This is a genomic window from Bernardetia aquimarina (genome assembly GCF_042180575.1).
Taxonomy (GTDB): domain Bacteria; phylum Bacteroidota; class Bacteroidia; order Cytophagales; family Bernardetiaceae; genus Bernardetia.
The window spans coordinates 1,227,838-1,247,018 of sequence record NZ_CP170094.1 but is presented as its reverse complement, the minus strand read 5'-3'; the positions used below and the strand labels follow the sequence as shown (position 1 = coordinate 1,247,018).

The 19,181-nt window shown below is 30.5% G+C and carries 13 protein-coding genes; 6 read left to right on the top strand and 7 right to left on the bottom strand.

Going from position 1 to position 19,181, the window contains the following annotated elements; translation table 11 throughout:
• Positions 1-135 precede the first annotated feature (135 nt).
• From ACE193_RS05190 to ACE193_RS05180, 3 genes are all read right to left on the bottom strand, one after another.
• Positions 136-1,062, bottom strand: a complete 927-nt coding sequence (locus tag ACE193_RS05190) for a diacylglycerol/lipid kinase family protein (protein ID WP_375561944.1) — start codon at positions 1,060-1,062, stop codon at positions 136-138.
• 118 nt (positions 1,063-1,180) lie between these two features.
• Positions 1,181-2,725: a bifunctional metallophosphatase/5'-nucleotidase gene (locus tag ACE193_RS05185; protein WP_375561943.1), complete on the bottom strand. Its 1,545-nt coding sequence runs from the start codon at positions 2,723-2,725 to the stop codon at positions 1,181-1,183.
• Positions 2,726-2,850: 125 nt separating this feature from the next.
• A complete protein-coding gene (locus ACE193_RS05180; protein ID WP_375561942.1) occupies positions 2,851-5,568 on the bottom strand; it encodes a tetratricopeptide repeat protein in 2,718 nt (905 codons plus the stop codon).
• Positions 5,569-6,125: 557 nt separating this feature from the next.
• Between ACE193_RS05180 and ACE193_RS05175 the strand changes: the two genes are divergently transcribed.
• Positions 6,126-10,214 (top strand): Eco57I restriction-modification methylase domain-containing protein, encoded by a 4,089-nt coding sequence (locus tag ACE193_RS05175; RefSeq protein ID WP_375561941.1) that lies wholly within the window; start codon positions 6,126-6,128, stop codon positions 10,212-10,214.
• A gap of 115 nt (positions 10,215-10,329) precedes the next feature.
• Entirely contained in the window at positions 10,330-10,617 is a 288-nt protein-coding gene (locus tag ACE193_RS05170) for an RNA recognition motif domain-containing protein (RefSeq protein ID WP_375561940.1), read from the top strand.
• A 173-nt stretch (positions 10,618-10,790) separates the two neighbouring features.
• Here ACE193_RS05170 and ung read toward each other — a convergent pair whose 3' ends face one another.
• Positions 10,791-11,453, bottom strand: a complete 663-nt coding sequence (gene ung, locus ACE193_RS05165; protein WP_375561939.1) for a uracil-DNA glycosylase — start codon at positions 11,451-11,453, stop codon at positions 10,791-10,793.
• Between the two features lie 108 nt (positions 11,454-11,561).
• On the opposite strand from ung, the gene apaG reads away from it, so the two are divergent.
• Positions 11,562-11,966, top strand: coding sequence for a Co2+/Mg2+ efflux protein ApaG (gene apaG, locus ACE193_RS05160; protein ID WP_375561938.1), 405 nt, complete (start codon positions 11,562-11,564; stop codon positions 11,964-11,966).
• Positions 11,967-12,003: 37 nt separating this feature from the next.
• On the top strand, positions 12,004-12,633 hold the full coding sequence (gene cobC / locus ACE193_RS05155) for an alpha-ribazole phosphatase family protein (protein WP_375561937.1): 630 nt from the start codon (positions 12,004-12,006) through the stop codon (positions 12,631-12,633).
• A gap of 5 nt (positions 12,634-12,638) precedes the next feature.
• Here the strand turns inward: cobC and ACE193_RS05150 are convergent, their stop codons facing one another.
• Together ACE193_RS05150 and ACE193_RS05145 are read right to left on the bottom strand one after the other, a co-directional pair.
• The gene (locus ACE193_RS05150; protein WP_375561936.1) at positions 12,639-13,127 is read right to left on the bottom strand and encodes a hypothetical protein; all 489 of its coding nucleotides are present in this window, start codon (positions 13,125-13,127) and stop codon (positions 12,639-12,641) included.
• 127 nt (positions 13,128-13,254) lie between these two features.
• Complete coding sequence (locus tag ACE193_RS05145) at positions 13,255-13,596, bottom strand: hypothetical protein (protein WP_375561935.1); 342 nt, start codon at positions 13,594-13,596, stop codon at positions 13,255-13,257.
• 521 nt (positions 13,597-14,117) lie between these two features.
• Here ACE193_RS05145 and ACE193_RS05140 point away from each other — a divergent pair.
• Positions 14,118-14,993, top strand: coding sequence for a hypothetical protein (locus ACE193_RS05140; RefSeq protein WP_375561934.1), 876 nt, complete (start codon positions 14,118-14,120; stop codon positions 14,991-14,993).
• A 198-nt stretch (positions 14,994-15,191) separates the two neighbouring features.
• A complete protein-coding gene (locus ACE193_RS05135; RefSeq protein ID WP_375561933.1) occupies positions 15,192-17,945 on the top strand; it encodes a DUF5686 family protein in 2,754 nt (917 codons plus the stop codon).
• Positions 17,946-18,341: 396 nt separating this feature from the next.
• On the opposite strand, the gene ACE193_RS05130 is transcribed toward ACE193_RS05135, so the two are convergent.
• Positions 18,342-18,956: a DUF4476 domain-containing protein gene (locus ACE193_RS05130; RefSeq protein WP_375561932.1), complete on the bottom strand. Its 615-nt coding sequence runs from the start codon at positions 18,954-18,956 to the stop codon at positions 18,342-18,344.
• Positions 18,957-19,181 lie beyond the last annotated feature (225 nt).

Below are 19,181 nucleotides of genomic sequence, written 5' to 3'. Positions count from 1 at the left end.
ATCAGTTATTTTGAATACAAAACCCTAAGAGTCTCAAAGACCCTTAGGGTTTAAAATGCAAAGGTAAGAAAATGTAGCATACTCTTTAGAGTGTGAATCCTGTATTTTAGGTTTTAGTCTGAAAAAAGAATTAAATCAAACCCAAACTGTCAAAGCTTTTGAAATAATTTTGTATTCTATACTTGTACCCAATCCTTTTGACTCTCCGTCTATATGTGCTGGAATGGCAGTATTAAAAGATATTTTGACTTTGTCTGTTTTGTGAGTTTCCATATATTGACTTTGTGGAAGTGTTTTATTGAATAACTGCCAAGCTAGTTTTGGGATTTGTATTTTAGGGAATGGTTTAAAAATACAAATATCTAACTTTCCGTCTTGTATGTCAGCGTGTGGAGCAACATAAGCACTATTGCCATATTGGCTGGCATTAGCAAAAGCTATGACAAAGGCTTCTCTTTCAATTTTTTGTTTTTCAAATTCAAGTGTATAAGTGAGAGGTTTATAAGAAAATAATTCTTTTATAGTAAAATAGGCATATCCACGTAATCCACGAAAAGTACGTGCAGCAAAGGAAGCACTTACATGAGCATCAAATCCTATTCCTGATGTACAAAAAAAATGGTTTCCATTTGCAGTTGCTGCATCAATCAGCATTTTTTTAGGTTCTAATAATCTCTTTATAGCCTCTTCTGTACGAAGTGGAATTCCCAAATGCCTAGCCAAGCCATTTCCAGAACCTTGTGGAATAATAGCTAAAGCAGTTTTTGTTTTGATAAGAGCTTGAGCAATTTCATTAATTGTTCCATCACCTCCAACTGCTACAACAGCATCATATTTGTGTTCGATAGCTTGTTTGGCAAGTTCTGTTGCATGTCCTGCAAAAGAAGTATAAGCAATGTCATAGTGTAATCCTGAAAGTTTTAAGGTTTCATGGATAAGTGTAACAATATGCTCTTTTTGTTCTGTCCCAGATACAGGATTTATAATAAAGACGATTTTAGTTGCTGTTTCGTCTAATGATTTTAATGTATTCTGAATTATTGGTTGTTGTTCTGATTGCATGATGTGTGGTATTACTTGTGAGTACACGAACAATAGCTATATTTTTACCTACAAGAAATATTGCTTTGCCAAACTAATTACTATTGCTTGTGCTTTACAAGATATTATCAATCCGTATTTATAATTTCTCTAAATATACAATAACAGTTTTTCTAATATCAGATTGAGGATTATCTAAATCATCAGAAGAGATTACATTTTTGATTTCTTCATTTGTATCCTTGTTCATAAATGCCATATTATTTTCCTTTCCTGACAGGTTATAATCGTTTGTAACAAGTGTGTATTGTTTATCTTTTTCTATTTTCTGTCCATTCAATAACCAACCTTTTTTAGTATCAAATTTTAATTTCTCTTGATACTGCAAATATCCTCCAGTTCCTTTATTTTTTATTCCTGCATCTAAAAATTGTATTAAAACATCCCCAGAAGTAGTAAACTGATATATTTTTCCACCAAAAGGAAGCATTCTCAAAATATCATACTCTGTAACGGTTCCTATAAGTTGGTCATCTAATCTAACCGAACCACTTCCTAAAATTGCTAATTCTGCATCAGGAAAAGCGTATGCCATGGCATCAACAATTAATGTTCCTGCATTTGTTTGTGTAGTTCTTATGAGAGCTTCTCTTGCTTCTAATGGTTCTTTGAGTTTATAAATTTCTCTTTCTACATCAAAGCCTTGTGCATCAAAAACTGAATCAGCAATAGTGTCCCATTTTTCAATAGCAGTTTTGGCTGTAGGTTCATAACCAATAGAGTTATCTATTGTCTTTAGTTCAGATTCAATGTGTAGTTTGTTTGTTTTTTTATTGTAGGTAAGTCTATGGATATAGGCAGTTCTTGCATTTGCATCAGCTTTTGCCATAATTGTTTGTCCATAAGTAAATTTCATGTTTTCGTGGTCGTGTCCTCCCATCAAAAGTTTAAGTTCAGGAACAATACCAGCCAATTTCTTATCTTCATTTTCTAAAAGATGTGTAAGAGCAACTGTAAAATCGGTTTCAGATTCTATTTGAGTATAAATATTTTTTGCTGTTTCATATTCATCTGTATATCGAACAAAATCAGGTTGATTGTATTTTGTTGTAATTCCTAATATTCCAACTTTGATACTTTTTCCTGCTTCATTTTTAGGTTCTATTGTAATATAAGTAGGTAGTTTATTTCCATCTCTTGTAAAAGGTTGAATTTTTTCATTTTTATAATAAAATGTGTTTGAAGCAATCCATTCAAACTCAGATTCATTTATTCTCTCCAAAACTTCTTCTTCTTTCAAATCAAACTCATGATTTCCAAATGTTACAAAATCTACTTTTGCTGCATTCATAACATCAACCATTTGCTCTCCAGAAATACGCTTTTCGTTTAGCTTCAAAGTTCCTAAAACAGATGGATTAAGAAAATCACCTGAAAGCACCAAATATGTATTTGGGTTTTCTTTTAAAAGTTCTTTTTTAAGCTGCGCTACTCGTGCTAAATTGCCATACTTTCCACCACTTACACCACTAATTTCATAAACATCATTGATATGAAGAAAAGTGAGTTTGACTATATCTTCCGAATCTGAAGAATTAGACTGAGAAGAACGACAGCCTGTAAAAGCAAGCAGAAGAATAAGAAGCCAAAAAGCAGAAAAGCTAAAAAGGAAAAAACGTTTCATTATACTAATTTGTGTTTGATTGCTAAAAAAAGAGAAAGCGAACAAATTTTTGTTCGCTTCCTATATGTAGATTGATACTATAAATTTATAAAAAAAATAGCTATGATTTGATTCTATGTAATAAATCAACTTATTTTAAAACCAATAACTAGCACATCATCTATTTGGTTGTATTCTCCTCCAAGCCATGACTGAAACTCTAACTTCAAGATTCGTTCTTGCTCTTCAAAAGGTTGTTGATGAATTTCTACTAAAAATTCTCTAAATCGTTTTTTCATATATTTTCTACCTTTATCTCCTCCAAACTGATCTTGAAAACCATCTGAAAACATATAAAAAGTAGTCGGTGCAGTTATATCAACAGTTTGTTTGTGAAAAAAACGTTCTACATCAAGTCGTTCTCCACCTATAGGCATTTTGTCGCCTTTAAGTTGAGCTACATTTCCATTCTGAATATAAACTACTTCACTTTTTGCACCTGCAAAATGAACTTGTTTATTTTCTTGGTCAACTACACAAAGTGTCATGTCCATACCATCTCGGTTGTCTGTTGCTCGTTGATTAAGGGCATTTACTACTCCCATGTGAAGACTGTGAAGAATTCTGTCAGGTTCGTGTATATTTCTAGCATTTACAGTTTCATTCAAGACATCATTTCCGATAAGCGACATAAATGCCCCTGGAACGCCATGTCCTGTACAATCACAGGCAGCAATAATACATTTTTGTTCAGATACTTGACTAAACCAATAAAAATCTCCACTTACAATATCTCTAGGCTGAAAAAAGATAAATGACTCGTGCAAGGCTTGTTTAACTTTATTCAAATCAGGTAACATTGCCGTTTGGATTCTTTTGGCATAATTGATACTAGAAGTAATATCATGATTTTTCTTCTCAATGACTTCTTTCTGATTTTCTACTTCTACTAAAGAAGCACCTAAAGCAAGGTTTTTTTCTTCTATACTCATCTTAACCAGTGTAAGCTGCTCATTGGTAGTTTGAAGTTCTTCTGAATTTTGTCTTAATTCTTCTTCTGATGCTTGAAGTTCTTCGTGTTTTTGAGATATTTCTTGTTTCTGTTTTTCTAAGGCTTTATTTTGAGCCTCAATTTTTTTATTTTTCTTTTTGTTTTGAATGAATGCAAAAAGAGCAAAACCAAATAAAATAGTCGCAGCCACAGCAATCAAATAAGCAATATATTTAGATGACTTTTGTTTTGAGGCTTCTAAACGTTCTTTTTCAGTTTCTAACTCTTGAAGTTTGTTTTTATTTTCTAAAAGTTCTTTTTCTTTTTTCTGTTGTTCTGCTTCAAGTGCTTGTTCTCTCAGTTTTGCATTATTTTTTTGTCTTTCTATTTCTAATATCTGAATATCTTCTTTTCTTTTAGCTGCTTCTAGTTCATTTTTAGCAAGTAAAAGAGCTTGTTGTGTTTGTTCTCTTTGCAAGATTGCATTTTTGGTTTGGCTTTGTTGAAGCTCATTTTCGCTTTTCAGAAGTTCGTTTTCCTTTGCTTGTTTTTCAGCTTCACTACGCAATTTTTCCAATCTTAGACGTTCTTGTTCTCTGTCATTTTCATATTGAACAAGCTGGGTTTCTTGTCTTTCTGCATCTGTTCGTTGTTTTTGTAGTTCTTCTTTTTGTTTGGCAGCTTCTTTTTCTAGCTTGGTTTTGAGGTCTGTATATTTTTTAAATGCTTCTTGAGATTGTCTAAAATCGCCTTCATATTCCCAAACTTTAGATAAAAGTAAATATGAATCTGCTAAAGCTTTTTGTTGATTATTTTTTTCAGCAATAGTAATTGCCTTTCCAACATAGACTCTAGCTTCTTGGGCATGTGCTGCTAAATATTCATTTGCTCCTAGGTAATTATAAGAGTCAGCTATTGCAGCAGGATTATTTTTTGATTGATTGATTTCTAAAGCCTCTTGATATTGAGCTTGAGCAGCAGGGTATTTTTTGAGAGCTGTATAAGTTACTCCTAAATTATTAAGGACAATCTCATCTTTTTTATTAATTTTATTTAGGGCTTCCAAGGCTTTCTCAAAATAAGAAATTGCTTCTTGTTCTTTTTCTAATTGTCTGTATAAATAACCAATGCTATTTGCTGCGAAAGCAATTTGTTCGTAATTATTTCCTTTTTCTACTTCTAAATTATATTTTTCGATAGAATATTTTAATGAATTTTCAGGGTTTTTAATTCTACTTACAATCGCAAGTTTGCCCAATGAAAAAGAAATAAGTCCTTTATCTCCTGTTTTTTTATCTTCTTCTAATAATTTTACATAATTTTCTTCCGACTTTTCATAATCACCATTCAAAAATTGATTGTGTGCTATTTTTCGATTCAATTCTATTACTTCTTTCTTTTTTTGATTGGCTTTATAAATCTGTTTTGCTTTTTCAAAATTTTCTATTGCCTTATCATAAGATAGCCAGTTTTGATACAAAAGACCTATTTCTGTAAAAACTTCAGCTTTACCTAATGCAGCCTTTTCTTTGTCTTTTTCAACTCTATCAAACTGTGTAGTTGCCTGAACTGCATAATTAAGAGCTGTAGAATAATCTTCTTGATAACGATAAGCACGAGCAATAACAGTCATTAACTCTCCACGACCAAGTGCATCCTCAGTATTTTCTAGTGCTGTTTGTGCGTGACGAATAGCTTGATTATAATTTCCCTTCTCTAAATGATAAAAAGGAGAATTTTCATCTACTTGTGCAAAAACCGAAAAAGAAACAAAACAATAAATAAATATATTTACAAAAACCAAAAATAGGCAACGACTTATAAGGGAATAAGTGGTTGTATTTTTTTTTGTAATAAAAGATGCTATTCTCATTGGATTATATAAGAATGAAATAGAAATTTTGAATAACTCTTATGAAAAAGAATATTCAAATCAGTTTTAATTCTGATTAATTTTTATAGGGGAACAAATCAATGTATCAATTTGAGGATTTTTTTGTTAAAATGCAAGCATTAAGTAGTCTTCTTTGTTAAAAAATAATTCTAAGATGATTACTTGATTTTCTGTAATGAAACTTTTTCATTATTAGATTTGGCTCAGTAAATTAGTAAAACAAAGATATTTATTGTTCTTTTTAGTGGTCATTTTGATAAAAATCAACAGTAAATCAACACTTATTTTGATATAATTTAGTAAAGTAAAGAATGTTTAGGAATAGAAATTAAATAAAGCACGCATTTAAAAATAATAAGTTGTTGGTATTCAATGTATTACATTCGTAATCATTCCTTAATAATTTTTTTCTTTTGCATAAGCATCATTTTGTATTTCAATCGTACTTCTGAGTTTTTTATTGTAAAGAAAAAAGTGACTGACATTAAAACTCAAAATTCACTATCTTTGAATTTACATAAAGAAGTTGTTTAAGAATGAGTTTTGTACGTATTTTTGTTGGTGTCGCTATGCTAAAACACCAACAAAGGCAGTGTTATTTTTCCATAGAATTGGGTTTGCAAACCCAATTCTATGGAAAAATGAATATTCTTAAACAACTTCAAAGAAAGAATTTGATAGAAGAAGAAAATATAAAAAATAGAATGGATAATACTACTTATTTTGCACAGTTTACAGATAATACTTACTACAATGCGTATTTTTTGGAATACGAAATGAAGAATTATTTTGATAAAGACCATACAGAAGACTGCAAAAAAGCATTTGAGAATATAAAAAATCTTTATAATAAATTAGACATTCAAGAGCTTTCAGAAGCACAATTAGAAGATAAGTTTATCACAAATGTTTTGATAGAAATTGGATATGGTTATACCTATCAAGTTGTAAAAAAAGTATTTGGCAAAATTCATAAACCTGATTTTGCCTTGTTTGAAAGTGAAGAAATAGAAAGAATAAGTGGAGGAAAAGACAAATCTAGTACAGAAAATATTTTGGCTTTGTGTGAATCAAAAGCCTATAAGGTTGTTTTGGATAACAGAACAACAACAACAGATAATCCACACTTTCAGCTTTTACGTTACCAATCTGATTTGAAAATCAATTATGGTTTTCTTACCAACGGACAAAAATGGCGTTTTTATGATATTACAAATCCAAAACAAGACAAAATTTATTTCGAAATAGATTTGGAATGGATTATACAAAATGATGATTATAGAGCTTTTCAGTATTTTTATTATAATTTTTATAAAGAACAATTACTCAAACTCTACAACAAAGAAAGAGGAATTGCTATAAAAGAAAAAACATTTGCAGAGCTGAATCAAGAATATATTTTAGAAGTAGAAAAAGACCTTAAAGAACTTATCTATGGAAAAGATTCTATTATTGAAATGATTGGACAACGATTTTTTACTCGTTATGGAGATACCTATTCTATCAAAGAAATTTATGCAAATTCACTTGTTTTTGGTTTCCGAATGCTTTTTATAGCCTATTTTGAAAGTAAATTTGCTTCACTCTTATTTGATTCAACTAACAATTATAAAGATTATTCTTTGCGTTCTATTTTATTTCTTTTACAAAGTGAAGAATATAAAGAAAGACAGAAAAAATATCAAGGTTGGAATGGGTTAAAATTACTTTTTGATTATCTCAATTATGGAAATATTGACCTAGAAATGCCACTTCTCAATGGTGGGCTTTTTGCAGAAGATAAAGCTCCATTATTAAAACTTCCTCTCGTTTTAACTAATCAAGATTTAGAACAAATTTTGAGTTTAGTACTCTATCACAAAGACGAGGGTTCGTTTAAAACATTTAGAGATTACAAAACACTTTCTGTTACTCATTTAGGAAACATTTATGAAGGACTTTTAGAGTCTGAATTTAGACAGGCATTTGAAGGAACGTATTATCTTACTTTTTTGGAGGGCAAAACAGAAAAAGAAGGCTATTTTGATAATTACGATTATCAAAATTATAAGAAAGATAAAAAAGTTGTCATTTTAGAAGAGCGTTTCTATAAAAATGATGAGCTTTATCTTTCTAATCAGTCTGGAAACCGAAAAACAACAGCTTCTTATTACACGCCACAAGATATTACGCATTTTATGGCTGAAGAATCTATCCAAAAACTGCTGAAAGAAAATGAAATAAAAGAGAAAAGTATTTTAGATTTGCGTGTAATGGATAATGCTTGTGGAAGTGGGCATTTTCTGATTGCAACATTAGATGTCTTGACTAGTGAAGCTCTAAAACGAATTGACAACCAAAGTGATGAAAAACTAAAACAAACCCTAGAAACTGAAAAGGAAATTATCTTGCAAAATCTACAAGAAATTTTACAAGATAAAAAACACGAAATAGATGAACTGACATTACTCAAAAGAATTCTTCTCAAAAAAAATATTTTTGGAGTAGATTTGAATGAGTTTGCTATCGAACTCACTCGCCTTTCTCTTTGGCTAGATAGCTTTATTTTTGGAACTCCTCTTAGTTTTATTGAACATCATATCAAACAAGGAAATGCTCTTATTGGGGCAAGAAAAGAAGAGTTATATCAAAATTTGGGTAGTGAAAAGGACTTGTTTAGTAGTAGAATAAAAGATAAAATTACAGAACTTATAGCCAAACTAAACAATCTTTCGAATCTAAAAGACACTACAGCAGAAGAAATAAAAGAATCTAAAAAGATTTATAACGAATTACAGCCATCATTAGAACAGCTTAATTTGGCACTTCATTTTTATACCTACAAACGTTTTATTCCAATTATTTTTGAAGATAAGGAGCTGCGTAAAAAGGAAGAAATAATAATGGAACAAGCCATAGAACAGTTTGAAAAAGATATTTTTAATAGGGGAAATGAAGCACTCATAAAAAGAATTGAAGAAACAGCTAAACTATTTAATTTTTTTAATTATGATATTAGCTTTGCTGAAGTATTTCAAAATGGACATAGTGGTTTTGATTTGATTATAGGAAATCCACCTTGGGACGTAATGGAATTTAATGATTCTGATTTTTTCTCTATGTGGAGAAGTTCATACAGAACAATGAAAAATCAAGAGAAAAAAGAAACTCGTCAGAATGTTTTGGGGTATAAAGGAATCCAAAATGAATACGATACTAAAAAATCGTTTCGAACAAATGGTAACGAATACTGTAAAAATTATTATCCTTATAATGGAGGAGGAAAAGGTAATTTATTCCGTTTTTTCATAGAGCAAAACTTAGGACTTTTGACCAAAGATGGAACGCTTACTTATATTACTCCGTCGGCTTGGATTTATGAAGACTCTTCAATTAATTTAAGAAAACATATTTTTGAAAACTATCAACTAGAATTTTTCTATCAATTTGAAAATAAAAAAGCTATTTTTCCTGACGTTCATCGCAGTTATAAATTTGCTGTTTTTCAGATTACTCAATTACAAAATAGAAAAAGGTATAAAACTTTGCCTGTTCGTTTTATGCAAACCGATACAGAAATTCTCTACAAAACAGAAACGTATGATGGCAAAAAAGGAATTTTATACTATCCGTATGAAGATATTTATACACTTTCCCCAATTCATAATGCACTCTTTGAAATCAAAGACCAAAAAGATTTAGAGATACTTCGAAGTGCTTACAAACGTTTTGAGATAATAAACCCAGATTATATTGATTTTAGAAATGAACTTAATATGACAAGTGATCGGGATTTATTTCAAGAAATACAAAGCGATATGATTTTGTATGAAGGAAAAATGATTCATCAATATACCAACAACTTAGCAACGCCGAATTATTGGATAAAGAAAGAAGAATTTGAAGCAAAATTAATAAAGACAGAAACGAGCAGGTTAGTAAGTGATATTTATGAATATATCCCAGTAGAAAAAAGACTTTCTACAAAGAAAAATAGTGTTTTGAGTTTCTTAGAATTAAATGAAGAAGAAGATTTAGAACAATTTGTAGTTTTGAATAGTGAATATTACCGTTTAGTCTTTAGAGATATTGCAAGAAATACAGATTATCGAAGCATTATTTGTGGAATAATTCCCCCTCAAAATACGTATGGCAATACGCTACAAGGTTCTATTCCAAAAAGATATATTCTAAAAAATGGAAAGATAGAAATAGAAGAGTTTTCTTTTGAAAAACTATTTTTTGTTCAAGCTATTCTGAATAGTTTGGTTGTAGATTATATTATTCGTTTTTTGATTGATATTCATGTGAATAAAACGTATTTGATGCGTCTTCCCATTCCTCAGCCAACTGACAAAGAACTTTCAGAAAACAAAACCTATCAAACACTTATCAAAAATGCACTTTTATTGAACCTCTCTAATGCTACAAACTTAGAAGAATTAAAAGGCAAAGTAAATTTTGAAGTCAAAAAATCAGATATTCCTACTACTCAAAAACAAAAAGACAAGCTACAAGCCGAAAATGATTTACTAATTGCAGACCTCTATGGACTTACAAAAGAACAACTCAAACATCTCACTTCGCCAGCTTATTTCAAGATTTTGAATGATAAAAATAAGGCGTATTTGTCTTTGTTGGAATAAAACAAAAATAATTGTCAATTTTTTAGTAAAAATAGTAGTTTTCTAATAAATTATCGTACCTTTGTTTCGAAGGCACAACTTAGAGCCTTCAATTTATTCTCAGTTAATTAGTTATATGAATCTTTACGTATCAAACTTGCCTTATTCTATCTCAGAAGAAGAATTAGAGGCTGTATTTTCAGAACTTGGTGTTGTTACATCAACAAAAATTATCACAGATCGTGAAACACGTCGCTCAAGAGGTTTTGGTTTCGTTGAAATGGAATCAGACGAAGATGGCGAAGCAGCTATCGAAGAATTGAACGGTGTTGAGCTTAAAGATCGTGAAATCCAAGTAAAAAAAGCCATTCCTAGAGAAGACAGAAGTGGTGGAAACTTTGGTGGTGGTCGTCGTGACTACTAATCAAAATTATTGAATTAGTTATCAATAGTTGTAGTTTCAAACTCGTTCTGTTTTTAATTGAATCAATATATGTTTAGCTCAATGTATATTCTGTAAAGTATAATACAAAGAGTAACAAAAAAAAGCAACTTTCAATAGAGAGTTGCTTTTTTTTGTCGTTGTTTTTATTTATGTTACCAATCTATTTCTTCTTTTCCGTATTCTTTTAGGTAATTATTAGCTTGACTAAAATGCTTATTTCCAAAAAAACCAGTATGCACAGAATAAGGGGAAGGGTGAGCTGATTCTAAAACTAAGTGCTTGTCTCTATCTATAATTTCGCCTCGTTTTTGAGCATCTTTTCCCCAAAGTAAAAAGACTAGATTTTCTTTTTTATCAGAAACGAGTTTCAAAACTGCCGAAGTAAACTCTTCCCAGCCTTTTTTGCGATGTGACGCAGGTTTCGAAGCCTGTACTGTCAAGACTGCATTGAGCATCAAAACACCTTGAGATGCCCAACGCTCAAGATTACCACTTTTAGGGATTTCTTTTCCCAAATCATCATTTATTTCTTGAAAAATATTCTTTAGTGAAGGAGGAATACGAACTCCATCACTTACCGAAAAACTGAGTCCATTTGCTTGTCCTGCGCCATGATAAGGATCTTGTCCCAAAATGACAACTTTTGTATCTTCGAAACTACATTTTTCAAAAGCATTAAAAATAAGTTTTCCAGGAGGATAGATTTTTTCTTGTTGTACAGCCTCTCTCAAAAAAAGAGATAGCTTTTCGAAATAAGGTTTTGAAAACTCATCTTCCAAATGTGATTTCCAAGATTCTGCGATTTTTACGTCCATACAAAATAAAAGTTTAGGTTTTGATGCTTGATACAAAAATTTATGAATTGAAATTTGTAATCATTAAAAATATTTATCATTTTAGTAGTAAATCATTTCCTTTACTAAATGTTTTATAAAATGTTGGGAGAACTTTTTAGTGCTATTACAGACGGTATTTTGGTGCGTGTGCGTACCGAATTTCATAAAAAACACTCCCAAAATGGGAATTTTGTTTTTACTTATTATATCATAATCACAAATACAGGCAATCAAACTGTACAGCTTATGCGTCGTCATTGGTATATTTATGATTCGAAAGGCATACATCAAGAGGTAGAGGGGGAAGGAGTAATTGGACAGCAACCTATTTTAAAATCTGGACAATCACACAAATATGTTTCGGGCTGCCATCTCAAGAGTGATATGGGGAAAATGTCGGGCACATATCTAATGAGAAGAATGAGTGATGACACTCTTTTTGAAGTCAAAATTCCTGATTTTTCATTGATTGACCCTGTTAGGTTTAATTAAAATATTAAATTTGACAAACAACCTATTTTTTATATAAATGGAAATTTATCTTATCCGTCATACCACACCAAAAATAGAAAAAGGAGTTTGTTATGGTTTTTCAGATTTAGAAGTTACAGATGGTTATGAGTATGAATTGGATATTTTATCGAAAAAATTAATCAAAACACTCAAAAAACAACACTACAAAAATACTGAACAAAAAAAACAGAATACCCTTTTAATTTATACAAGTCCATTACAACGCTGTTCAATTCTAGCCAAAAATTTAAAAATCAATCTACAAGATTATTTTCATTCAAAAATAAAAACTCATGAAAACCTAAAAGAAATGAATTTTGGCGACTGGGAATTGAAAAAATGGAGTGAGATAAATGAAACAGAACTAAAAAAATGGACAGATAGTTTTGTAGCCGAATTTACACCCAATGGAGAAAGTTTTGAGGTTTTGAATCAACGAGTAATTGATTTTTGGAAAAAAAATATACAGTCAGAAAAAGGAAAAATAGCTCTTATCGTCTGCCACGCTGGAGTTATTCGGGCTATTTTATGTCATGTTTTACAAATTCCTCTAAAGAATGCTTTTTCTGTTTCGATAGATTATGGAAGTATTAGCAAACTAAAGGTTTTTGAAACTCATGTACAAGTAGAATTTTTGAATGGTTAACAGAGTTATTTAGCTTCCCTTTCTTCCCACTCAGTTTTTATTTTGTACATTTTGAGAAAATATGGAATCAATAAAATAAGCTCAAGACGTATATTAAGTTTCATTCCTCCTTCACGAAAAAACAAATCACTCATCATTACAAAAGCACAAACTCCTATACCTATTATTGCATCTATGAGAGCCAAATCAACAGCCCATTTTTTTTCTGTCCATAATCCAAAAGCAATAACTCCCTTATAAAAAATGAGTAATATTATAAAACCTCCTAATAGTGAAATTGGAGAAACGGTTTCTAAACTATAGATAGAAAGTGAAAAACTATATCCAAACAAGCCTGCAACGATAGATAGAGGAGCAAAAAAACCTATAATCATAAATATCCATATAAATACTTTTATCCAAATAGGAAGCAATTTTCGTCTTCTTGCTTTTATCTCTTTATCTTTTCCTTCTTGGAAGGATGGAAAATCATCATCTAATATATTTTTGTTCATACTTATTATTTGTCTTTTTTGATTTTTTAGCGATATAATTGATTTTAAATGTATTAAGGTAAGAAAAAAAACCTATAAGAATTTTAAATCCTTATAGGTTTAAATGATATTTTTGAGATTTCATTAATTAAGCATCTTCTTTTTTACCTTCCAATACTTCTCGTACTGTATAAGTAGCAATCATAAATTCTTCTCCTTTGTGTTGTCTTATTTTACCTATAATTTTTTCTTGCAGACTAGCATTGTTTTTTAGCTCATCATACAAATTATCTTCATTTGAGATGAGAGAGCCTGACAAAGCAATTTTTACTTCAGGATGAATGGCTTCACAGACATAATGAAAACTACTATATCCTGATTTGTAGTTTACATCGCAGGGTTTCATAGGTTTTCTTGTAATTGGACAAATGTTACCTCTCAAAAACTCATCAAGTCTTTCAGCAAATAGTTTTGAATTGTAGTATCCCATAGTTTTGACTTCTATTTTTTATTTTGTTTAGTGTTTTATTTTTATTTAAAATATTGTATTTATAGAAACTAACCTACAAAACAAAAATTAAAAAAATAGTTTCAATTTAATTAGTTGAAATTCTCCTAACAGACACTAAGGACAAACTGTAAAAAGAATTTTAAATTGCTTTTCTCTGATTATTAATACTAATAAAGATAGCATTTTTCTATTATAAAAACAAAAATAAACAAAACCAAAGTGTTGTAGCTGTAAAGCTAAATTAGTTTTTTGTTTACTTTTACTAAAAAATAGACTAAACAAGTTGAAATTTTGTGTAGTCATATTACGCTCAATCCAAAGTAGTTTTTGAAAACCAAAAGCGTATGAATATAGCAATCAATAGACTATCCACATCAAAAATAATCTTAAATATTCGATTTTATTCTACTTATTTTTAATAATATGTGCAACCCTTATTCAAAATTACTGTCTTTAATCTAAATCATTACAGATTAAATTATTTAACAGAACTTATTATTATGAAATCACCTCTCACTACTGTTGTTTTTTTCTTCCTTTTTATGTTTCCTGTATTGAGTTTTGCTCAAGATGAAGGAGTAAAGATAGAAGTAGAAATCGAAGAATCAGACAAAAAAAGCACTCGTACAGATACTAAAACAAATAAAAAGACAAATCGTAAACGAGTAATTATCATCGAACAAGATGAATTAGACGACCTCAAAGAAGAAATTAAAATTGATTTAAAAGAATTAAAAATTGAACTCAAAAATGCTTTCAAAGAAATAGAAGACATTGATTGGGAAGAAGTAGATCATGAAATCGAAATCGCTATGGAAGAAGCAAGACAAGGACTAGAAGAAGCTAATGAAGAACTGGCACATATCAGAATCGAAATCGATGAAGATTTTGAAGAAGAATTACATGAAGAATTAGAAGAGCTTAGAGAAGAGTTAGACGAAATACACGTCAATAATGGTTCGCCACGCATCAGAATTCTAACTCAAAATAGCCGTCCTTACAAAGGAAATAGAAAAGTAGAGCGTAATTTTTCTGAATTAAATACAGAAGCAAATCCAACTTTATCTGATAAAATGAAGAAACAAACAACTACTTTGTTTGATGAGTCTGTTCAGAATTCTGTCAAAATAACTCCACAAATAAAAGAAGGAAAATTTATTCTAAATTTTTCGTTATCAGAAAATAAAGCTGACAAAAAAACGACTTATATTGAAGTATATGATTCAGAAGACAATGCAATTTATTTTGAATCATTGGTAGATTTTTCTGGTAATTATCAAGGAGAAATTGATTTGGCTGTCAATGGTGCAGATACTTACACACTTGTAGTTCGTCAAGGAACAAATTATTTGAGTAGAAAAATTAATTTGAAATAAATCAATTAGAAAGCATTTTTTAAAAATAGAAACGAGTTTGAACAGTACTGTTTGAACTCGTTTTATTTTTCCCTAATTTTCCTTAAAAATGAAAAATGATATGCAACACTTGTAACTAATTTGGAATCTAAAAGACAAATCAATCAAAAAAATAATTTTAAATAGAATTCTGAATTTCATTCTTAACAAACTAACTCAATGCGTTATTTTCCAACTTTACTACTATTTTATTTTTGTTTTCTTTTATCATTTAATTCAAATGCAGCTCGTCTTTTTGGAAAAGCAACAGCATCAGACGGAGAAGCTATGCCATTTCTGACAGTCTATGAAGAGGGAACAACTTACGGCACAACAACAAATCAAGAAGGTAGTTATTTTTTAGAATTAGAAGAAGGAACACATCAAATTGTTTTTCGTTATGTGGGTTTCCAATCTCAAACGCATACTGTTGTTATCAAAAATGGAAAAAATGTCGAATTAAATGTAGTCATGGAATCTTCTACAATCGGCTTAAAAGAGGTCGTTATTACTCCAAATGGAGAAGACCCAGCTTATGCTGTCATTCGTCAAGCTCAGAAAAAAAGGGAATTTTACAGAACCCAAAATAAAGCCTTTTCTTGTGATGTATATATCAAAAATGTACAGAAATTAGATGAATTTAAAGTACCTAAGATTTTGGAAGATGATGATATGGAAGAGTTTCGTAAAGAGTGGGAAAAAAATAAGATTGTTTACTTTTCCGAATCAGTTTCAAAATATTATTTTCTAGCTCCAAACAAGCGCAAAGAAGTGGTTATTTCTTCAAAAGTAAGTGGCGATAGTGGTGGTTTTTCTTGGAATAGTGCACTTTATTTGAGTTTTGATATTTATGAAAATACGATTGATGCACCTATTGGAGACCGTCCTTTTGTTTCTCCAATTGCAGCAGGCGCAATGCTTTATTATGAATACCAACACGAGGGAGAGTTTATGGATAAGGGTGTAAATGTTCATAAAATACGTGTTTTCCCTCGTTCGAAAGGACAGCCTTTGTTTGGTGGACTTATCTATATTCAAGATAGTACATGGCGAGTTCATAGCACAGATTTAGAAGTGTCGAAGGATGTTGGGTTAGAGTTTATTGATAAATTGAGTATCAAACAAACATTTGTTCCTGTATCAAAAAACACTGGAAATTTATCAGATGATATTTGGCTTTGTAGTACACAGGCTTTTTCTTTTAATTATTCGATTGCTATGATGGGAGCAAAAGTAGTTGGACACGGAAATTACACAGGCAATTTTTCAAATTATGACGTAACACCAAATTTTACAAAAGCACAATTAGCAGCCGATACAAAAGGACAGAAACTGCCTAACCTTGCGTTGTCTAAGAAAAAAAATGAAAAGAATAAAGGAAAATTGATAGATGAAAAAGACATACCAAAAAAAGAAAATATCAAAACCGAGAATAAAACTGAAATTATAACTCAAAATATAAGTAAAGATTCAGTTTCCAGTCTAAAAAATAGTACTAAAGATGACTTGGAAGCAATGATTTTGGAACGTAATTTTTTTAATAAAGAAATTTCTATTATCTCAGATAGTTCGAATCTAAAAAGTGCAGAATATTGGAAAAAAATGCGTCCTGTTCCCCTTACAAGTGAAGAAAGTGGACATTATGTAAGAAGTGATAGTGTAGAAAAAGCACAAAAAGACCCTGTTTATCTGGACTCAATGGATAGAAAGAGCAACAAATTTAAAGCTCTTGATTTACTGACAGGTTATACTTATAGAAACAGAAAAAGAGAACTTACCTTTAATTTTGTTCCTCTTATGGAGAATATTCAAGTCAATACTGTTGAAGGATATGTTTTGAATGCAGGTGTGAATTTGAGGAAATTTAGAGAGCGAAATTTTAGTACTACTCAAGCAGGTTTGGACGGACGCTATGGATTTAAGAGTGAAAAAATTTACATGAAAGGAAGTTTTCTTCATCGTTTTAATCAAACAAATTATGCTTACATCCGTGCAGAAGGAGGAAGTTTTGTTGAGCAGTTTGATGCTGATGCCGTTTCGCCTTTTGTAAATGGAATTTATACACTTTTTAGAGAAGAGAATTATCAGAAATTATATGAAAAACGTTTTGTTAAAATTACGACAGGTACACGTATTTTTGATGGTGCATTTTTTAATATTCAAGGAAACTTTGAGCAGCGTATTCCTCTTCAAAATGCAAACCCAACTATCAAACCTCTTATCAATAGAGATGAAATAGAATTTACATCAAATACACCTATTGATTTTGATGGAAATGACTTCTTTTTTGAGAAGCACAATGCTTTCATTTTGAAGGCGCAACTTCGTTATCGTATTGGAGAAAAGTATATTTTGCGTCCAAAACAACGAATTACAGTGAGTAGTAAATATCCAACTTTTACACTGAGCTATTCACAAGGAATTCCGAATATATTTAATAGCAAGACAGATTTTGCTCAGCTTACACTTAATGTAAAAGATGATATTAGTTTAGGAGTCGTAGGTTCATTGGATTATGAGGCTCAAGCAGGAACATTTTTATGGAATAATTACACTTCCTTTGCTGATAATTTTCATTTTCAAACTTCACCTTTACTACTTGCTCAATCTCGTTTGCGTCAGTTTCTTTTACTACCTTATTACCAATATAGCACAACAGATAACTTTGCCGAGTTTCACGCAGAACATCATTTCAATGGTTATTTGATGAATAGAATTCCTCTTATCAAAAAACTAAAATGGCAATTTGTAGCAGGTGTTCATTATCTTTATACACCAACGACACCTAATTACACAGAAGTAAGTATCGGGTTTGAGCGTATTTTCAAAGTCTTGCGAGTAGATGCTGTGTGGGCTGTCAATCCAAGTTTGAAAAATGAAATAAAGACAGGATTAGGGACAAACTTTGGTCTTCGTCTGAGATTTGGTTTTTAGCAAAAAGTTGTTGATACAACGGCTATAACCTGCTGTTATTGGTGTCTCACGACATAGTGCAAAAATTGTCAGAGAACCATATTTTCTTATATAAAAAGAAAAGTGTTATTGTTGATGTTTTAGCGATAGTGACACCAACACCTACAACTTGAAAAAGAGGTTTATAAACGTGAACTTGGTATTATATTCTTGCTTTTATGTCCCTGTCAGACACTTCAGAGTGTCAGACAGCTATGTTGGACTAAATTGTCAGACACCTTGAAGGTGTACTGACAAGATTCGCAAAGTAGCTAATAAAGAAGCATAGACTGATAAATACATAAATTCTAATACCGAGTTCACGTTTTATAAATACAAAAAGAGACCAAAGAGTTTTTATAAGAAAATCCTTTTATTTTATCTTCTTTGCAACAAAGACTCAATTTGTTTTTTGCTACTTGAAAAACTGAGTGTTTCTTTTACAGTACGGAAATTATCTTTGTCTATTGTTCTACCAAAAGCAAATTTTGCAAACTCTACTTTGTATTTATCCATTGTCATGAGTTCCATAATATTTGCTACTTGATAAGCTGTTAAACACTCATTATTAATAAGCTGTTTGGCTAATTTCAATTTATTTTTGTCAATAAATTCATCTTCAATAACTGCTTTTATATTCTCAAACCTATCTGGATTGAGTGAAGAAGTACAGTTGAGTTCGTGTTTTAAGTTTTTAGTAGAAATTTTTGCTTCTAGCTCTTCTTTTGTATCCAAATCATCAAGTGTTTGAGACGAAGAGCTAGAGTTTCCAAATTCTACATCAAATTCATCTTCAAATGCACCTCCTTTTTTGTTGTGAGATTCTTTAGTTGCTACCACTTCGCCATTCTTTGTTTCTTCATAACTATAATCAGAAGTCATTTCAAAACGTCCACTTGTTTCTCCATGAATTTTACCACTTCCCTCACAAGCAAAAAGACCAAAGACTACAAAAAGAGATAAAAAAAGATAATGAAGAGAAGAGTAATTCATAGCTAATAAAATTAAAAGGAGTTAATTTGAAAAATAAAAGTTTAATATTTATAGCTTAGTACGTACATTTTTGAGAAATGGTTTAAAGAAATAAGGGAAAATTATATTCTTTCTGTGAGTTAAATTATTGGGTTATCTGACAATTTTTGTAAAATTTTGATTTTTACTCCGTTAGGAGTTTTATATTGGTAGAAAAATAGAAACGTTAAAACTCATCTACTCCGT